The 16,670-nt window shown below is 66.9% G+C and carries 20 protein-coding genes and 1 tRNA gene; 13 read left to right on the top strand and 8 right to left on the bottom strand.

The features are described 5' to 3' along the window. The first annotated feature begins 120 nt into the window (after positions 1-120). The 3 genes from ABD231_RS04140 to ABD231_RS04130 all read left to right on the top strand — a co-directional run bounded on the left by ABD231_RS04140 (position 121) and on the right by ABD231_RS04130 (position 2,620). Positions 121-615 (top strand): SigE family RNA polymerase sigma factor, encoded by a 495-nt coding sequence (locus ABD231_RS04140; protein WP_344145294.1) that lies wholly within the window; start codon positions 121-123, stop codon positions 613-615. Next, positions 612-1,223 carry an META domain-containing protein gene (locus ABD231_RS04135; protein ID WP_344145292.1) on the top strand — a complete coding sequence of 204 codons (612 nt, stop codon included), beginning with the start codon at positions 612-614 and terminating at the stop codon, positions 1,221-1,223. The genes ABD231_RS04140 and ABD231_RS04135 overlap by 4 nt, the downstream gene beginning before the upstream one ends. 92 nt (positions 1,224-1,315) lie before the next feature. Beyond that, positions 1,316-2,620 (top strand): S1 family peptidase, encoded by a 1,305-nt coding sequence (locus ABD231_RS04130; RefSeq protein WP_344145290.1) that lies wholly within the window; start codon positions 1,316-1,318, stop codon positions 2,618-2,620. 2 nt (positions 2,621-2,622) lie between these two features. Here ABD231_RS04130 and ABD231_RS04125 read toward each other — a convergent pair whose 3' ends face one another. Continuing rightward, complete coding sequence (locus tag ABD231_RS04125) at positions 2,623-3,045, bottom strand: winged helix-turn-helix transcriptional regulator (RefSeq protein ID WP_344145288.1); 423 nt, start codon at positions 3,043-3,045, stop codon at positions 2,623-2,625. Between the two features lie 91 nt (positions 3,046-3,136). Here ABD231_RS04125 and ABD231_RS04120 point away from each other — a divergent pair, with 91 nt between their 5' ends. Further along, complete coding sequence (locus ABD231_RS04120) at positions 3,137-3,997, top strand: NAD(P)H-binding protein (RefSeq protein ID WP_344145597.1); 861 nt, start codon at positions 3,137-3,139, stop codon at positions 3,995-3,997. After that, positions 3,960-4,035 (top strand) — tRNA-Arg (locus ABD231_RS04115). Before ABD231_RS04120 ends, ABD231_RS04115 begins: the two co-directional genes overlap by 38 nt. 176 nt (positions 4,036-4,211) lie before the next feature. On the opposite strand, the gene ABD231_RS04110 is transcribed toward ABD231_RS04115, so the two are convergent. Next, positions 4,212-4,730: a GNAT family N-acetyltransferase gene (locus tag ABD231_RS04110; RefSeq protein WP_344145286.1), complete on the bottom strand. Its 519-nt coding sequence runs from the start codon at positions 4,728-4,730 to the stop codon at positions 4,212-4,214. A gap of 3 nt (positions 4,731-4,733) precedes the next feature. Beyond that, a complete protein-coding gene (locus ABD231_RS04105) occupies positions 4,734-5,519 on the bottom strand; it encodes a GntR family transcriptional regulator (RefSeq protein ID WP_344145285.1) in 786 nt (261 codons plus the stop codon). Positions 5,520-5,774: 255 nt separating this feature from the next. Between ABD231_RS04105 and ABD231_RS04100 the strand changes: the two genes are divergently transcribed. The 3 genes from ABD231_RS04100 to ABD231_RS04090 all read left to right on the top strand — a co-directional run bounded on the left by ABD231_RS04100 (position 5,775) and on the right by ABD231_RS04090 (position 8,104). Next, positions 5,775-5,969: a hypothetical protein gene (locus ABD231_RS04100; RefSeq protein WP_344145284.1), complete on the top strand. Its 195-nt coding sequence runs from the start codon at positions 5,775-5,777 to the stop codon at positions 5,967-5,969. Beyond that, positions 5,969-6,286: a hypothetical protein gene (locus tag ABD231_RS04095; RefSeq protein ID WP_344145282.1), complete on the top strand. Its 318-nt coding sequence runs from the start codon at positions 5,969-5,971 to the stop codon at positions 6,284-6,286. Before ABD231_RS04100 ends, ABD231_RS04095 begins: the two co-directional genes overlap by 1 nt. Before the next feature lie 702 nt (positions 6,287-6,988). Then, positions 6,989-8,104, top strand: a complete 1,116-nt coding sequence (locus ABD231_RS04090) for an alpha/beta hydrolase family protein (RefSeq protein ID WP_344145280.1) — start codon at positions 6,989-6,991, stop codon at positions 8,102-8,104. 34 nt (positions 8,105-8,138) lie between these two features. On the opposite strand, the gene ABD231_RS04085 is transcribed toward ABD231_RS04090, so the two are convergent. Continuing rightward, positions 8,139-8,834, bottom strand: a complete 696-nt coding sequence (locus tag ABD231_RS04085) for an SDR family NAD(P)-dependent oxidoreductase (protein ID WP_344145278.1) — start codon at positions 8,832-8,834, stop codon at positions 8,139-8,141. 102 nt (positions 8,835-8,936) lie between these two features. Between ABD231_RS04085 and ABD231_RS04080 the strand changes: the two genes are divergently transcribed. After that, positions 8,937-9,815, top strand: a complete 879-nt coding sequence (locus tag ABD231_RS04080; protein WP_344145276.1) for a helix-turn-helix transcriptional regulator — start codon at positions 8,937-8,939, stop codon at positions 9,813-9,815. A 2-nt stretch (positions 9,816-9,817) separates the two neighbouring features. Here ABD231_RS04080 and ABD231_RS04075 read toward each other — a convergent pair whose 3' ends face one another. After that, positions 9,818-10,783: a glycoside hydrolase family 113 protein gene (locus ABD231_RS04075; RefSeq protein WP_344145274.1), complete on the bottom strand. Its 966-nt coding sequence runs from the start codon at positions 10,781-10,783 to the stop codon at positions 9,818-9,820. Positions 10,784-10,841: 58 nt separating this feature from the next. After that, positions 10,842-11,168, bottom strand: coding sequence for a hypothetical protein (locus tag ABD231_RS04070; protein ID WP_344145272.1), 327 nt, complete (start codon positions 11,166-11,168; stop codon positions 10,842-10,844). 90 nt (positions 11,169-11,258) lie between these two features. Here ABD231_RS04070 and smpB point away from each other — a divergent pair, with 90 nt between their 5' ends. Both smpB and ABD231_RS04060 read left to right on the top strand, forming a co-directional pair. Beyond that, a complete protein-coding gene (gene smpB / locus ABD231_RS04065; RefSeq protein ID WP_344145270.1) occupies positions 11,259-11,738 on the top strand; it encodes an SsrA-binding protein SmpB in 480 nt (159 codons plus the stop codon). A gap of 16 nt (positions 11,739-11,754) precedes the next feature. Then, complete coding sequence (locus ABD231_RS04060; protein ID WP_344145268.1) at positions 11,755-12,201, top strand: GNAT family N-acetyltransferase; 447 nt, start codon at positions 11,755-11,757, stop codon at positions 12,199-12,201. 46 nt (positions 12,202-12,247) lie between these two features. Here the strand turns inward: ABD231_RS04060 and ABD231_RS04055 are convergent, their stop codons facing one another. Both ABD231_RS04055 and ABD231_RS04050 read right to left on the bottom strand, forming a co-directional pair. Beyond that, the gene (locus tag ABD231_RS04055) at positions 12,248-12,523 is read right to left on the bottom strand and encodes a hypothetical protein (RefSeq protein ID WP_344145266.1); all 276 of its coding nucleotides are present in this window, start codon (positions 12,521-12,523) and stop codon (positions 12,248-12,250) included. A gap of 43 nt (positions 12,524-12,566) precedes the next feature. After that, on the bottom strand, positions 12,567-15,560 hold the full coding sequence (locus ABD231_RS04050; protein WP_344145264.1) for an AfsR/SARP family transcriptional regulator: 2,994 nt from the start codon (positions 15,558-15,560) through the stop codon (positions 12,567-12,569). A gap of 377 nt (positions 15,561-15,937) precedes the next feature. Here ABD231_RS04050 and ABD231_RS04045 point away from each other — a divergent pair, with 377 nt between their 5' ends. Then, positions 15,938-16,405: a DUF5994 family protein gene (locus ABD231_RS04045; RefSeq protein ID WP_344145262.1), complete on the top strand. Its 468-nt coding sequence runs from the start codon at positions 15,938-15,940 to the stop codon at positions 16,403-16,405. Further along, complete coding sequence (locus tag ABD231_RS04040; protein ID WP_344145260.1) at positions 16,398-16,670, top strand: hypothetical protein; 273 nt, start codon at positions 16,398-16,400, stop codon at positions 16,668-16,670. The genes ABD231_RS04045 and ABD231_RS04040 overlap by 8 nt, the downstream gene beginning before the upstream one ends.

Genomic DNA, 16,670 nt, shown 5'->3' with positions numbered 1-16,670 from the left:
TGAAAGCAGCACGGTGAGATCAGACTGTGCGGCAACCAATGCAGCACCTGTGCAGCACTCTGAGCATCTCGATGCATCTAATAGATGTGAGGTGTTGTACGCCCAGCCGGGGAGTGGCGAGTGGAGTTCGAGGAGTACGTGTCCGCGCGCGGGCAGGAACTGGTGCGGCTCGGTTTCACCGTCTCCGGCGACTATCAGCGGGCCGAGGACCTGGCGCAGATCGCGCTGATGCAGGCGTTCCGGTCCTGGCGCAAGGTGCGCAAGGCCGACGACCCGCATCACTACGTGCGGCGGATCCTGGTCAACGAGTACCTGTCGATGACGCGCCGGCGCTCGTTCACCGAGGCGCCGACGGCCGACGTCGACCCGCACAGCACGGTGCCCGATCCCGCCACCGGCATCGTGGATTCCGACGACCTCTGGCATGCCCTGCAGGAGTTGTCGGCCCGGGAGAGGGTCGTTCTGGTGCTGCGCTACTACCAGGACCTGGACGACCGCACGATCGCCGAGCTGCTCGGCATCAAACCGTCCTCCGTCCGGGCGACGGCCAGCCGCGGGCTGGCCACGCTCCGGCAGAGCAGGCAGTCCAACCGTGTTGATGAGAGGTTGTCGTGAGCAACACCGATCTCGAGGATGAGCTGCGCGGGACACTCGACCGCGCCGCGGCCTCCGTACCGCCGGCGAGCGGTCTGTCCGACCGCGCCGCGACCGGAGTCCGCCAAGCCCGCCGCCGTACCTGGATGGTTTCCGGTGCGGCAGCGGTCGCAGTCGCCGCGGTCGCCGTCACCGGCTTTGCTCTCACCGGCGGCAACACACCGGAGCAGCCACAGGTTGCCGCCGGCGGAGCCCCCCAGAGCACAGCCCCGACGACGACTGCGGTCCAGCCGTTCTCGGCCAAGACCATCGCCGGCCGCTGGCACGCTGTCCAGATCACCGGCACGAAGTCCCTGAAGATGCCGCGGCCGGATGATCCGGTCCTGCTCTTCAAGGCGGACGGCACCTGGTCCGGTTCGGATGGCTGCAACGCCCTCCAGGGCACGTTCACGATCGGTCAGCGCGGTGAGTTCGCCGCGAAGATCGGTCCGCAGCACCTGATCGGCTGCGAGAACGTTCCGCACACCGGCGTCCTGCAGTCCGCCAAGCGGATCGCAGTCACCGGGGACACGCTCACGTTCGCTGCCGCGGACGGACACGAGCTTGCGAAGTACGCTCGCGCAGGGTAGTCAAATTTGCTTGCGGACGGTGATCACCTATTGACTGAGCGGAGTCTCTGCGCGGACGATTGACCGAGGTCGTCCACCGATGAAGGAGCCCTGTGCGACTCTCAGCCACCGTCGGTTTGCTGGCCCTTGGCTCAGTCTCACTCCTCGCAGTCGGTCTCACCCCCACTGCAGCCGGGCGGCCACAGGCTGCTGCCGGTACCACCGCAGCAGCCTGTTCCCACGGCGGCCCGAGTGTGAGCGCCGCCGCGGCGAAGCGGTTGTCCCAACCGACGTCGACCAAGGATCCGCGCCCACTCGGCGAGACCATGGGTGAAGGCATTGGGATCGCCGTCCGCTCGCTGGAGCCGCTCGACGCGACCGGCCGCCCTAAGTCCGGGCTGCCGTTCGGGCTGAGCCAGGGCGTGATCGGCGTGATCGGTACGGCAACGACCGGCTACAAGGTCGTGGTGGACACCAAGGTCCTGAACGAGAAGAAGTACCGCGCCGCCCTCGCCAAGAACATGCCGGCCGCCGGCAAACAGATGGTCGGCCTCGAGCGCAGCTGCCGTTCGGCCAAGTCCATCGCCGACGCGTGGAACACGGTCGGTGCCCGCGCCTGGTCCGACGACGCGAAGCGCACCACGTTCGGGGCCGACCTCGACCCGGTCAGCGAGAACATCCAGGTCGAGTACGACGAGGTCAGCACGTCGCCCGAGTCCATCGCGGGCCTGCGCGGACTGACCGGCGTACAGGCGATTGCCGGTGGTCTCGAGCGCACCTCCCGGCTCAGTGACACGCCGAAGGGCGGCCACTGGGGTGGTGCCCGCATCTCGTCCACCGCGAAGAACTGCTCAGCCGGCTTCTCCGTCGTTCGCCGCTCCGATGGCAAGCGCGGCTCGGTGACCGCCGGCCACTGCGGCGGCGTCGGCACCACCTGGAAGTCCGGCCCGAACTTCTACGGCACCACCTCGGTCCGCACCAACTACCCCGACTACGACCAGTCGCTGCTCACCGGCAGCACCTACGGCCCGCGGATCTGGACCGACGGCCCCGGCGACTCCGCCTCCAAGCGCACCGTCACCGGTGGCGCCGACCCCGGCGTAGGCACCGTCGTCTGCCAGTCGGGCAGCTTCAGTACGTCGCTCTGCGGGCTCACCGTCCGCTCGACGTCAGCCAAGTACTGCGATGTCGACGGCTGCACCACCTTCGTCATCCGCGCAACCCGCGGCGGCCAGATCGCGATCATCGGCGGCGACTCCGGCGGTCCCGTCTACAGCCGCTCCGGCTCCAGCGCCGCCACCATCCGCGGCATCACCTTCGCCGGCGCCGGCTGCGCGTCGTCCCGCTGCACCACCCTGTACGCCGAGCGCTACGCCTCGATCTCCGGCCACCTCGGAGTCCGCGTCCTCACCGGCTGACCTCAGCGGATGTCGTTGTCGGGGTGTTCAGTGTCGTAGCTGTGGCGAGCCTCGGCGATGGTCGCCCGGTGGTCGAGAGACCAGTCGGCCAATGCCTTCACGAGATGCGTGAGGCTCGCGCCGGTCTCAGTCAGCCGGTAGTCGACCTGCGCCGGAACCGTCGGATAGACGGTCCGCACCACCAGCCCGTCCCGCTCCAGCCGGCGAACCGTCAACGTCAGCATCCGCTGCGAGATCCCGTCAACGGCCCGCTGCAACTCCCGAAACCGCCGTACGCCGCTCGCGAGCTCAACGATGACCAGGACCGACCACTTGTCTCCAACCCGGTCCAGAACCTCGCGGATCCCGCAATCAGGGTGATCCACCTTGCCGCACGGGTCGAGATCAGCAGCCCTGACGGTTACTTCGGTGTGCCTCGCTGACACGGAACTGCCTCCTTGTGGGACGAGCAAGCCGACACTGAGGATCTTCACAGTAGTTACTGATGAGAACCAACCTGTGAGGACAACAACTTCAATGATCATGGTCACCGGAGCCAATGGACAGCTCGCATCCCTCACCTTGGCCCACCTGGCCGAGCGAGGAATCCCGGCCATCGGAGGCACCCGCACCCCGGCAGAGGGCCAGCGCCGACTCGACTTCGACGACCCCACGACCCTCGACCTGACCGGCATCTCAACCCTGGTCCTAGTCTCCGCCGGGTACGCCGAGGACGACCTAGTCATCGCACGCCACCAAGCCGCCCTCGACGCCGCAGTCCGAGACGGCGTAGACCACGTGATCTACACCAGCCTCACCACCGCCGGCGACCACCTCGGCTTCGCCCTAGCCCACCGAGCCACCGAGCAGCTCATCAAGGCCAGCGGCCTCACCTGGACCATCCTCCGCAATGGCCTGTACGCCGAACTGTTCGGCGCCCTGATCGCCTGGACCCCCAACGGCCTGGAGTCCGCCTTCGGCTCAGGCCGCCTAGCCGCAGTAGCCCGAACAGACCTAGCCGCCGCAACAGCCACCATCGCCGCCACCCCCAACTCCCACCTCAACCAGACCTACGACCTAGTCGGCACCCCCATCAGCGCCAACGACGTAGCCGCCCACCTCGGAGTCCCCCACCGCACACTCGGCCTAGCCGACTACCGCTCCCGCCTACTCGCCGACCCAACCCTCTTACCGTTCCAACCCGCCATGCTGGCCTCCATCGCCACCACCATCCGCCACGGCTTCCTCAACACCACCAGCCCCGACCTAGCCACCCTCCTAGACCGCCCACCCACAGACCCAACCACCGTCGCCGCCAACACCACCAGAGCACTCTCCGCTAAGCTGTCCCCCGCAGTGCGCCCCCATAGCTCAGGGGATAGAGCGTCGGTTTCCTAAACCGTGCGTCGCAGGTTCGAATCCTGCTGGGGGCACCAACCAGCCTCTGACCTGGGATAGCCAGACTGTTCCCAGGTCAGAGCCGGACACCCCGGCTAATAGCCAAGGGCATGCACACACAGTTTCGGTAGGCGGATCCCGCGACGTGCTCGCGCTGAAACGATGGCTCAATGTCCGCGTCCGGCAACGGCGCATCCGTAACGGCCATCGCTGTCTACCTCATCTCGGGCACCACGTAGCAGTAAGCGGTGATCGACTGGTCTTCGCCGAACTTGTGCGTGGCGACGCCGATCTTCTTGAGGCCGAGACGTTCGTAGAGACGGATGGCGTCCTGGTCCTTGTCCATCACGTCTAGGACCAAGCGTTTACCGTGGACTGCGGGGTCGGTGACGACGGCGCGCGCCAGCCGCTCTCCGATGGCCTTGCGGCGGGCGGCTTTGGTGACGAACAAGCGGCCGATCACCGCGACATTCTCGACCGCGTCGTCGGACTGCTCGAGCCAGAGCCGGACGGCGTCGTCGCCGGGTTGCGGCTCACTGATTGCAACATGCCCGACGATCTGGCCGTCGAGTTCAGCCACCCATGAGCTGATTAGCCCGGCGGGTTCGAGCCAGGCCACCGGATCAGCAACGCCTTCGACTGGGTAGCCGTCGGTGCTGTGTACGTCGACCAAGGCTGCACCGGCCGATTCCAGATCTGCGTCCTGACGGGGGCGGATGATCGGATCTGGCATGGGTCAGTCCTCCACGGGCATTCGGTAGTCAAGGGCGTTGTAGTCGGCGCGCATGGTGAAGATGGTGACCTCGAACGGCATGCCGTCCTGGTCGATGCCGGTATGAGTGACTTCAAGGACCGGTACGGCGTCTGGGATGCGCAGCCCTTTGGCTTCATCGGGTGTAGGCATCCGCGCGGTGACCTCCTCGCGGATGGTCGTGATGGCGTGGCCGCGCTCCTCGAACCGGGCGTACAGGCTGCCTTTGCCCATCTTCGCGGAGTCAGCCACCGGGGTTCCTTCGACGATCGACCAAGGCGAGTAGGTGACGCCCACCTGCATTGGCTCGTCGTCGGCGTAGTACCAGTTCTCCCGACGCACCACGGTTTCGGTCTCAGGGTCGATCAGCAGCCGCTCGGCGATGTCGGCCGGCGGGGCAATCCGCGTGATCGACGTACAGTCCACGCGAGGTTCGCGTCCTTGGCGTCCCACCTCGGCACGGAACGGCGACAGCCAGGTCTCTTGGCGCAGTGTGCGTGCGTAGCGCTCGGCTCCGAACCGCATCAAGCGCGGCTTGCCTCGCACGGTGACGCCGCTGCCGTGGCGAATGGTTACCAGCCCTTGTTCTGCGAGTAGACGGATCGCCTCACGGGCTGTGTTGCGGGCTACGCCGTACTGCTCAGCCAACGCCCGTTCAGAGGGCAGCTTTTCGCCAACCGCGAGAGCGCCACTTTCGACCTGGCGTCGCAGGTCGCGCTCTATCGTCCGGCTCGCATGTTCCTTGTCGGCGTTCGTCGCAACCTCCCTCATCGGGCAACTCCTCGCCAGGGCCGCTGTCGGACTCGATCGGACCCATCGTAGGTGCTGGCTTGAGCCAGTGCTTGACACCCGCGCAGCTTGGTGACCACACTGGCTTAAGCCAGTTACTAACTGTCACACAGAGGACACCGGCGCGGAAGGGGGAGGTCAGATGAATGCCACCATGTGGGTGCTCGCGATCGTCACGGGCGCCTCGCTCATCGGGATGCTGTGGGACCTCTCCTATGACCTGCGCAGGGGGCGTCGATGACCGATCAAGCAGACAATGCGGAGCCGCTACATCGCATGCGGATGCGGTTCGGTTCGCATGCCATAGCCGACTGGACCGGCCCTGCCGGGGAGGCCGAGGACTACGCCGCCTTCATCGCGCACAGGTTCGCCCCTCTGCGCCTGCGGACGAAGAACGAGCCGATCGCAGAGCAGTTAGCAGAGGTCCAGTGATGCGCCGGTTCGAGCTGTGTCGGTACCGCGACCCATCGGACGTCAGCGGCACAGGCGTGGTAGCACTCGGCGTTGAGTTCCCGCCCGACCATGAGGGCCACCAATGGGTAGCTCTGAAATGGCTCGGTATTCATCCGGCGATGACCTTCTGGCCAAGCGTCTTCGACCTTCTTGAGATCCATGGTCACCTTGGCGCCTCGGAGGTGCTCTGGCTCGATCCTGACCCGCTCGAGAGCCCGGCCGACTCCACGGCAGAGACCTCGCCGTACCACCAAGTCCGTGCCGCCATGGTGGAAGCAGGTAGGCGGCCGATCTAGTCCGGCGCGGCTGGCGTGCAGACGGTCCCTGAGTCCGCGCCGGTCGCGCCTCCAAGCCTGAGTCCTCTCTCGGCTGAACGTCCTCAACGTTCTCCTCCACCTCTGCCGAGAGGGGGCCCAGTCCGTCCGGCTATATCATCGAGGGAGAAGTGTCATGGCGAGAGACAACCGACCCGCGCAGCAGATCTGCCCGTCTTGCAAGGGCAAGGCATGGAAGATCACCCCGAAGCAGCGGATCAAGAACGGCAAGCCCGTGACCGAGAACGTTCAGGAACCATGTCCGCAGTGCGGAGGCGTCGGATGGGTGAACAGGTAAGAATGAACACGATCTGCCCGACCTGCGAAGGTACCGGCGAACTGCGGGTTCCCCGTGCCGCTGTCAGCGTACGGGGGAACTCCGAGGTGAGTACGGCCTGGGTGACCGAGATGTGTAAAACGTGCGGTGGCGATGGGAAACTCAAGGGCTTCCAAGCGCCTGTATAGGCCCTACTGAGCGCCTCCGGTCCTGCGCTAGGACCGGAGGCGCATTGTCGTTAGGGAGCGAGCGACCACCCAGTAGGCCTCGGTCCGGCCGTACACCAGGGCTTCGCCCGGCTTCAGCGCCGCGACAGCGACACCATCGAGACCGTTGTAGCGTCTCGGCGCGAAGGGTTGCCTTTTTGGTCGTGTTGGTGGGGTTGAGCGCCCACTTGGATAGGCTCTATGCATAAGTTTCGAGCCTTGCTGACGAGCATCGGTATGCTGGCTGCGCTGATGGTCGCGGCGCCTGCTTCAGCCGCTCCCCCGAGCCCGCTGACCATCCCGGCTCCTACCGGCAAGCTGTACGTCGGTACGAAGACGTTCCACCTGGTTGACCAGGCCCGTGTCGACCCGTGGGTGCCGGAGTCCGGGGCGCGCCAGTTGATGGTGACGATGTTTTATCCCGCGTGGCGCGCACTTGGTGCGCCGCATCCGTACATGACCGCTGGTGAAGCCAGGCTGTTCCTCGACTGGCTCGGCGCTTCCGAAGTCCCGGCCGAGCAGGTTGCTCAGACCAAGAGCCGGGCGTGGGTCAACGCGCCGGCCGCAGGCGGATCGTTCCCGTTGATCGTGCTGTCGCCGGGCTTCAGCTATACCCGCTCGACCTTGACCGGTCTGGCCGAGGAGCTGGCGAGCCGCGGCTACGTGGTCGCGCTCATCGGTCACAACTACGAGTCGTACGGCACCGAGTTCCCCGACGGTCACGTGACCACCTGTGTTGCCTGCGGTACGGCGAACAGTGTGCAGATCACCGCCGTACGGACAGCCGATGTCGGCTTCGTCATCAACCGGCTGATCGGCCCTGAACCAGTTTGGCCACAGGGTTTCAACATCATCGACACGAAGCTGATCGGCATGGCCGGGCACTCCATCGGCGGCAACTCGGCGTCGCAGGTGATGCTGAATGATCGTCGAGTACTGGCCGGGATCAACATGGACGGTACGTTCTTCGCGCCGATTCCGGCGACCGGGTTCACCAAGCCGTTCCTGCTGCTGGGCAATGGCGACGGGCATGTGCCCGGCGGTCATGAGCCGTCCTGGGATCGGGACTACCCACGGCTAGCCGGGTGGAAGCGATGGATCACCTTCAAGAAGTCGGACCACGCCAGCTTCACCGATCTCACGGTCCTGACCGACCAGCTAGGTCTATCCGAACCGGGCGGCCTTGAGGGAGCTCGTGGGCTGGCCCTGACTCGCACCTATGTACGTGCGTTCTTCGATCAGCATCTGCTCGGTCAACCGCGACCGGTACTCGATGGCCCCACACCGGAGAACCCGGAAGCCGACTTCTGGTTCTAGTCTGCGCTGATCGCTGCGGAATCGCGGCTCATGGTCACCAGGCCAGGTCGCCGTGGCGGTCGCGGAAGGTTCCGGTTGGGCCGTCTGGGCCGATGCTGGCGAGTTCGACGATTGCGTCGGTGCCTTCGGTCACGGTTTGCGGGCCGCTGTGGGCGTTGAAGTCGGTGGCGGTGTAGCCGGGGTCGGCCGCGTTGACTTTCATGTCCGGCCAGGACTTTGCATACTGCGTGGTCAGCATGGTGACCGCGGACTTCGAGGCTGTGTAGAGCGGTGCGAGGTTTCGCGACTCGACGCGGTCGGGGTCGTGGGTGGCCGCGAACGAGCCCATGCCGCTTGACACGTTGACGATGACGGGGTGCGCGGACTTGCGCAGCAGCGGCAGGAACGCGTGCGTGACCCGGACGATCCCGACGACGTTGACGTCGAACACCTCGCTGGCGTCAGCGGCGGTGATCTGGTCGGCGGGGCTGTGCGTCCCGTAAATACCGGCGTTGTTGATCAGTACGTCGATGCTGCCCTCGCGAGCCGCGATCTGGGCGGCGGCAGCGGCTACCGAGGCGTCGTCGGTCACGTCGATCTGGACGAAGCGGGCACCGAGTGCGTCGGCGGCCGCCTGGCCGCGTTCCGGATCACGAGCGCCGATCAGGACGGTGTGGCCGGCCTCGATCAAGCGGCGGGCGGTCTCGTACCCGAGGGACTTGTTGGCTCCGGTGATGAAGGTGGTGGTCATGCGTCCACTCTCGGTCCGGGGCCAGCGGCCAGCCAGTGCTCTGCGTGACGGTAGGACAGCCAGTACCAGGCACGACGCCGGCCGGGCGGACACAATGGCGGAGTGGACGAGACCCTAGGTACGGCGCTGCACCGCTGGCGCGACCGTCTGTCTCCCGCCGACGTCGGACTGACTTCTCGGCCCGGACGACGTGCGGTGGGGCTACGCCGTGAGGAACTGGCCGAACTCGCCGGGCTGTCGGTCGACTACGTGGTTCGCCTGGAGCAGGGACGCGCCAAAAGCCCTTCGGCACAGGTCGTCGCGAGCTTGACCAGGGCACTGCAACTGCAGTCCATGGAACGCGATCACGCCTACCGGCTGGCCGGGTTGCTGCCTCCCCAGGAGGGGACGATCTCGACGCATATTCCGGCCGGGGTCCAGCGGATGCTGGCCCGCCTCGGGGAGTTCCCGGTGGGTGTGTTCAGCGTCGACTGGAACTTGCTGACCTGGACTCCCGGATGGGCTGTCCTGATGGGCGACCCCAGCGCATCGGCACACAACGAGCGCAACCTGGCCCGGGCGGTCTTCGCGACAGGGTCCAGCGGGCTCACGTCCTGGCCCGTGCTCCAGGATGGCGACGCCCTCAAGCCCGCCCTGGTCGCCGACCTGCGCACGGCTCTCGTCAACTATCCCCGCGACCGCGGCCTGAGCAGCCTCGTCGAGGAGCTGCGGTCGGCCAGCGCGGAGTTCGCCCGCCGGTGGGACGAGGGCAGCGTCGGACCGCACGTCTCGGCTCGCAAGACCGTCGTACACCCTCAGGTGGGTGAGGTGGTCTGCGACTGCGACGTGCTGACCGTCCCGGGCTGCGACATCCGGCTCGTCGTCTACACAGTGGCTGCGGGTTCAGCCGACGCGGAGAAGCTGGAGTTCCTCCGGGTCACCAACGGCGTCCGCGCCGACGGTCCCACGCCTCCGGGGCTCGGCCTGTTCTCCACGCCGTAGGGTCACTTCGCGGCCATCGCGCCGTACCGGCGAGCGACCTCGTTGAATGCCTGCTTGGGTGTTCGTACGCCGTCCTCGGTGACCGCGATGACTCCGAAGCCGGCCTTGTCGAGGTCGAGGTGGGGGTTGTCGCGGTGCGGGAAATCGGGCATGGCGTAGGTGAAGACGAAACAGCCGTGTACGCCGTCCGCGTCGTACAGGTCGATGAGTTCGCCCAGGTAGCGGGCCTGGACGGATTCGTCGCGTGGATGGTCGCCTCGGATGCGTGGGGGGTCGGCGAACCAGTTGACGATTTGGAAGGAGCCGGCGCCACGGAGTTCGGCTCCGGTGAAGGCGCCGCAGCCGAACTCGGTGATCACTACGGGCTGGGAGTTGTCACGGACCAGGCTGCGGACGCGGTCCGGGTAGGTGGCGTGGTTGCGGCGGCCTCGGTAGAGGCTGACGCCAACGAGGTCGAACGGGGACCAGTCGACGTGCTCCCAGCCGGCCGCGGAGTAGGTGATGGGGCCGTGGAAACGGTGGCGTGCGGTGGTCGCGGCGGCGGTTAGTAGCTTGTGTAGGCGTCGGTTGAGCCTGCGCCGTAGGAGGCGATGGAATCGCAGGATGAGCTTCAGCCGCAGGAAGGATTTAGGTCCGGGGACGATGCCGGGGACGGTGTGGGAGAACTCGCTGCCGACGAAGAGGGTCACCTGGTCGGGGTGGGCCTGACGAAGTTCCTCGGCTGCTGCGGCGACGGCGTCCAGGTGGGCCAGGAGTTGTGGCTCAGGGAGTTCGGGGACGTTGGGGCGGAGATAGACGCCCAGACCGATCTCAAGGGCGGTGCGGGCGGCGTCGATCAACTGCGGTCCGTCGGCGCCGATCAGCATCACAGTCGTGCAGTGCAGATCTCGGGCGATGGTCTCGAGATCTCGTCGTACGGCGGCGGTGTCCTCACCAATCAGGTAGGAGATGCCGCGGACCTTCAGCATTGACTCAGCTCCAACCGATCGGCTCCCGCTGGAGAGCGGGAGCCGATGGAAAAGACGGTCAGCGGCCGGTGGCTTCGCCGAACTTGTCGGTGGCCTGGTCGGTGAGGCCTTCGGTCGGCAGGTCGATGCCGGTGGCTTCGGTGACCTGGTCGCCGAAGGCGTTGGCCTGGTCCTGGGCCGCTTCCGCGTGGCCCTGGGCCTGGTCGGCCAGGCCTTCGGTGGCCTGGGTGGCCTGGTCGGCGACGCCGCCGACGTCGACGCCGGTGGTCTCGGCGAGCTTGTCGGTCGCGCCGGACAGGTCGATACCGGTGGCCTCGGTGACCTTGTCGGTGGCGCCGGACAGGAGCTCGGTGGCCTTGTCCTTGAGGGAGTCGAAGATGCCCATGGGGGTAAACCCTTCAGTCATGGTTGGCTAGGAGGGAATCACCCAGAGTAACAACACGCTCCAAAACGTCGATCGAGGCAGAATCGTCGTGTGAAGAAGCCGGAAACCGATCCCGTGATCGCCCGCAACCGCAAGGCCGCCCACGAGTACGAACTGGGTGAGTCGTGGGAGGCGGGGATCGTGCTGCAGGGTATGGAGGTCAAGGGCCTGCGCGCCGGCCGGGCCTCGCTCGTCGGCGGCTTCGCGCAGATCGAGGACCGCGAGATCTGGCTGCACGGCGTACACATCCCGCAGTACTCGCAGGCGCGCTGGTTCGAGGGTGGTTCCCGGCGCAAGCGCAAGCTGCTCCTGCACCGCGCCCAGATCGACAAGATCGAGCGCAAGGTGAACGAGAGCGGCCTGACCATCGTCCCGGTGAAGCTGTACTTCAAGGACGGTCGCGCGAAGGTCGAGATCGCCCTGGCCCGCGGCAAGAAGACCTGGGACAAGCGGCACGCTCTCGCCGAACGCGAAGCCACCCGCGAAACCGAACGCGCCCTCAACCGCCGTCTGAAGGGCCGCCCGGACTGATCGTAGGGTTGCGGTCATGGCAGACACTGCGCTGGTTCCCGATGACTTCGAGGTGCCGACCGAGTACGTCGATCCGCGGTTCCGGCTCGAACCGCTGGGTCCGCAGCACAACGTCGCCGATCACGCGGCGTGGAGCGGGAGTATCGAGCACATCCGCGCGACTGCGCAGATGGGTCAGTGGCCACCGCTGGATGGCATGTCACTGGAGGCGAACCTCGGTGACCTGCAACGCCATGCCGACGACTTCACCAGCCGTCGCGGCTTCACCTACACGGTGCTCGACCCCGGCACCGGCGACGTGATCGGCTGCGTCTACCTCTACCCGTCCAAGAAGCCCGAGTACGACGCCGTCCTCCGCAGCTGGGTCCGCGCCGACCGAGCCGACCTCGACACCGGCCTCCACAGCACGCTCGTCGACTGGCTGGAATCCACCTGGCCACTCGGCAAACTCGACCACCGCTAGACAGAGCTCCGGACCTCGCAGTGAGGTCCGGAGCTCTGGTGTGTTGTTAGTTGCGAACCCAGAGTTCGTAGTCGTCCCACGGCGCGGGTGAACCGTTGAGACAGGCGTAGGCCGCGATCCAGCCCAACCTGACTCGTTCCGCGCCGACCGCCTTGCAGTCGTTCAGGTAGGTGTAGTACTCGCCGGTGAAGTAGTAGTCACCGTTCACCGCGGCAGGTGCTGCGACCGGTGCGGGCGCGGCGACTGCCTGTACGGGGCTGCTGATCAGCGCGGCCGTTGCGGCCACACCGGCAAGAGCGATCCCCAGTTTCCTCTTGTGCATAAAGCCTCCTCGTCGTTTCGCACGACCCTAGGCAGCCATCGGGTCACTGGCCTAGTCCAGTAAGGAGGGTTTCGGCTGTGGCTTGATGGTGGGCGAAGCCGGAGGCTTGGGCGGCTTGGCGGGCTTCGGTGGCCAGGGCTCGGGCGGTGGTGGGGCGGGCGGTGGCTTGGTGAGTGGCGGCTAGGCCCAGGAGGGCTTCCAGCTCGGTGTAGGTGATGCGGTTGGTGCGCGCGGACTCGAGGCCGAGGGTGAAGTAGTGCTCGGCTTGAGTGTGGTCGCCTTGGTGGAGGTGGACGGCGGCGAGCATGGTGAGGGTCGCTGTTTCGGCGCGGGGGTTGGCGATGGCTTGGGCGATGGCCAGGGCATCCTTGGCGAAGGCGAAGGCTTCGGTGGGGTGGTCGCGGTCCAGGTGGATCGCGGCCAGGGTTTCCAGGGCGCTGGCTTCGCCGGCGCGGTTGCCGGTCTCGCGATGCAGGGCGAGGGCGTTCATGGCGCAGGTCTGCGCCTCGTCCAGGTGACCCAGGTGGCGGTGGGCGGTCGCCAGGGAGTTGAGACTGAAAGCCCGCTCTGGCGCGGAGGCCTGACCTCCATCGACGACGCGTGTGTGCTCCTGTACGGCGTCCTCCATCCGCCCCATCTCGACATGCAGCGCACCGAGGTTGGCGCGAATGGTGGTCTCGGCGAACTCGTTGCATTGGGCAACATCCAGCGCATCCCGGAGGCGGTCGTGCGCCTGATTGAGATGACCGAGCTCACGATGGACAGCGCCCAGATTGATCAGTACGCCGACCTGTCGCCGCGCCAGACCGGCCTCCGCGCAAGCGGCAACAACCTGCACGTACTGGCGGATCGCGGGCTCGTAGTCGCCAAGGCTCCAGAAGTGGTCACCAAGGCAGTGTCTGGCAGCCGCAGCGGCCTCAAGGTCGTCGCCGGCCGCAGTCACCGCGGCCTCCGCGACAGTCAGCCACTCGGGATGACAGCGACGAGCCCAGAAGTAGCCGCGCAGCTGATCGCACAGCCGCCAGGCCACACCATGTGGACCGTGCTCGGCGGCGTACAGCGCAGCGGCGACCAGGCTCTGTCGCTGCGCATCAAGCCAGGCAAGGGCTTCGCCACTCCCCTGAAACTCCAGCTCAGGAAGGATCTCCGCGAGCGGCTGGGTGATCCGAGCCATCCCCGAACCCATCGTGACAACAGCCGTCTCGGTGTCCTGCAAGTAGCTGCCGAACAACCGCCCCAAAGCGGCACCACGATCCTCGGTGGATTCAGCAGCGACCCTCTCGGTGGCATACCGGCAGAGCAGGTCATGCATGACGAACTGCCCCGCAGCCCGGCGCTCGATCATGCTCGCAGACACCAGTACGTCGAGCACCGCGTCTGCCTTGTCCGGATGCACGTCGAGCAGCGCGGCCGCCGTACGACGGGTGAAGCCGCCGCCAGGCACGAGTCCGAGCAGCCGGAACAGCCTTTGTGCCAATGGATTCAGCGGCTCATAGGACGAGTCGAAGACTGCCCTGACCGCACTCGGCTCGTCGTCGACGGCGAGCATGTCGAGGGTCTGCACACTGGCGAGGTCGGCGACACAGTCCTCGATCGAGCCGTCCATACCGGCGACCCGAGCCGCGGCCAGCCGCAGGGCCAGCGGAAGGTGGGCGCACACCTCGCCGAGCTTCGCTACCGCAGCTGGTTCGGCGTTGGCGCGCTCCGCGCCCAGGAGCCGCGTCAGCAGCTCGTGAGCGTCGTCCGGCGTGAGTCCCCCGACCACATGCGCGCGAGCGCCATCCAGAGCGACCAGTCCGGTCATACGGCGACGACTAGTGACGATTGTGAGACAACCAGGCTCCCCCGGCAGCAACGGACGGACCTGCTCAGCAGAGCCTGCGTTGTCGAGGATGACCAGCACCCGTCGACCGGCCAGCTTCGAGCGATAGCTCGCCGTCGCCGTCTCAACGTCGGTAGGGATCCGTTCACTCGGTACGCCGAGCGCACGGAGGAACGACGTCAGTACCTCGATCGGAGTCGACGGATCCTGCGTGCCATGACCGTGCAGATCGACGTACAGCTGCCCGTCGGGGAACCGGTCCGCCACGCGATGCGCCCAGTGCACTGCCAGCGCGGTCTTGCCCATCCCGGCGGTGCCGACCAGCGCCATCACGGTCATCGTCTCCGCAGCACCCTGCGACTCGAGCCACGCCAGCTCGTCGGCCCGACCGGTGAAGGCCCACACAGTTGGCGGCAGTTGCCGCGGCGGCGTCCACGAGCTGACGACCACGGGCTCGGCAACGACGGCGTACTCGAGCTTCGGATCCGAGCGCAGTACCTGCTGATGCAGTGCACGCAGCGCAGCACCCGGTTCGATCCCCAGGTGCTCGTCCAGCAGCCGATGCACCTCCTGGTACGCCGCCAGCGCCTCGGACTGCCGACCGGACCGGTACAGCGCGAGGATCCGCTGTCCCCAGAGCCGCTCGCGGAACTCGTGCCGCGAAGTCAGCACGGCCAGCTCGTCAGCGAGCGTGCCGTGCTGCCCGAGCTCGAGCCGGCCATCGATGCATTCCTCCAGTGCGGTCAGTCGCAGGTCCTCGAGCCGGGCGATCTCCGGCCGTACGGCGTCCGGTACCGGCAGCCCGTCCATTACCGGTCCGCGCCAGAACCCGGCGGCCTGTGTCAGCCGCTCGACCGCGAGCGCGTGCTGCCCGTCGGCCCGGGCCTGGCGCCCCTGCTCGACCAGTCGCTCGAACGACAGGAGGTCGATCGCATCGGCATCAGCTGTCAGCTGATACCCACCGGGAAGCGTTTCGAGGACGAGCCCGGGCTGCATGATGCGCCGCAGATTCGACACGTACGACGTCACGTTGGCCGGCGCGGACCGCGGTGGCCGGCCCTCCCACAGCCCAGCCAGCAGCGCGTCCCGAGACACCAGCGTGTTGACGCGCAGCGCCAGCATGCCGAGCAGCACTCGCTCCTTGACCCGTCCCAGCACCTGCGGCCGGTCGTCCAGGTCCCGAACCTCCAGCGGTCCGAGCACTCGCAGTCGCATCTGGCCCCCAGCCCTCGCCACCCCGGGTCGGTTTCTGCGAGCAGGTGTAGCACAGATGGCAGCAAGGCCGGGAGTGGTTGCCAGAAACAACCACTCCCGTAAGTAACCAGAGTTCGAATGGCGCAGTGACTACCAGGTAGCGGCCGGCATGGTCAGTCATCTCCCCAGGTCTCGACGGACTGCGGTCGTTTCCAACCTGCCGGGTGCCGCCATACCCGCCCTACACAAACCCGTGTAGCCACGCGGGCCGGGGATGCGGGTCTGCGAGAGGGCGTAGGGTGAGGGAATCCGGAGTCGACGACATCCCCCTTGAGGTGCCGCGCCGGCCACCCGTAGGGATGCGCCATGAAGGTTCGGTTCGAGTCCAGGTCCACGTCGTGAACAAGTTTCAGTCGGGGGCGCGAGTCGCGGGTTTCGAGCAGGAACCGACGACGCCGCGGCTGCGACTGCGGGAGGCTGCGAACCGTGACCTACCGCTGAACGGCGCCTGGTGGCCGCGGACGGACGACCCGGTGACGGAGCTCCCCGGTCTGATCATGGCGCTGGACGAGCTGGGCGACGGAATCGTCACCCGGCTGCTGCTGCACCGGCCGTCGTGGAGTGCGCACCCGGCGCGGCTGGCGGTGAACGGGCGCGTGGTGACGATGGGCTACTTCACGACTCAGCCGCTCAACCTGCTGATCGCCATGCGCGACTCCTACGGCTGGCGGCTCGATCTACTCACCATCCCGCCCGGTACGCCGGAGGATGTCGCCGAGCAGGCGATGGTCCAGGCCAGTGCGGACGACAACGAGGTACCCGCGCAGTTCGTCCTCTCCGGGATCGAGGCAGCGAGCGGTGAGTGACCTGCGTGGTCCTGAGCTGGGCGACGTCTGCCGTCGGTCGAACGCCGACCACGACCTCTCCCACCTGTACGCCGCAGTCGTGTCGGCGCGAGTGGCCGAGCGGTTGGGCCGTGCCGCGCGGCCGCCGGGTGGCGGCGGCCTCCGCAGCAACGGGGATCGGCTCATGTCGGCGCTGGCAGCCTACGAGGAGGCCCTGGAGCGGTACGGGCTGCCGGTGCCCCCTGCTATTCGTGACGAGCTCCGGCTGCGCCGCGCACTGCCGTAG

This window comes from Kribbella yunnanensis, assembly GCF_039529655.1.
Taxonomy (GTDB): Bacteria; Actinomycetota; Actinomycetes; order Propionibacteriales; family Kribbellaceae; genus Kribbella; species Kribbella yunnanensis.
This window is presented reverse-complemented; position numbering and strand designations above follow the sequence as displayed.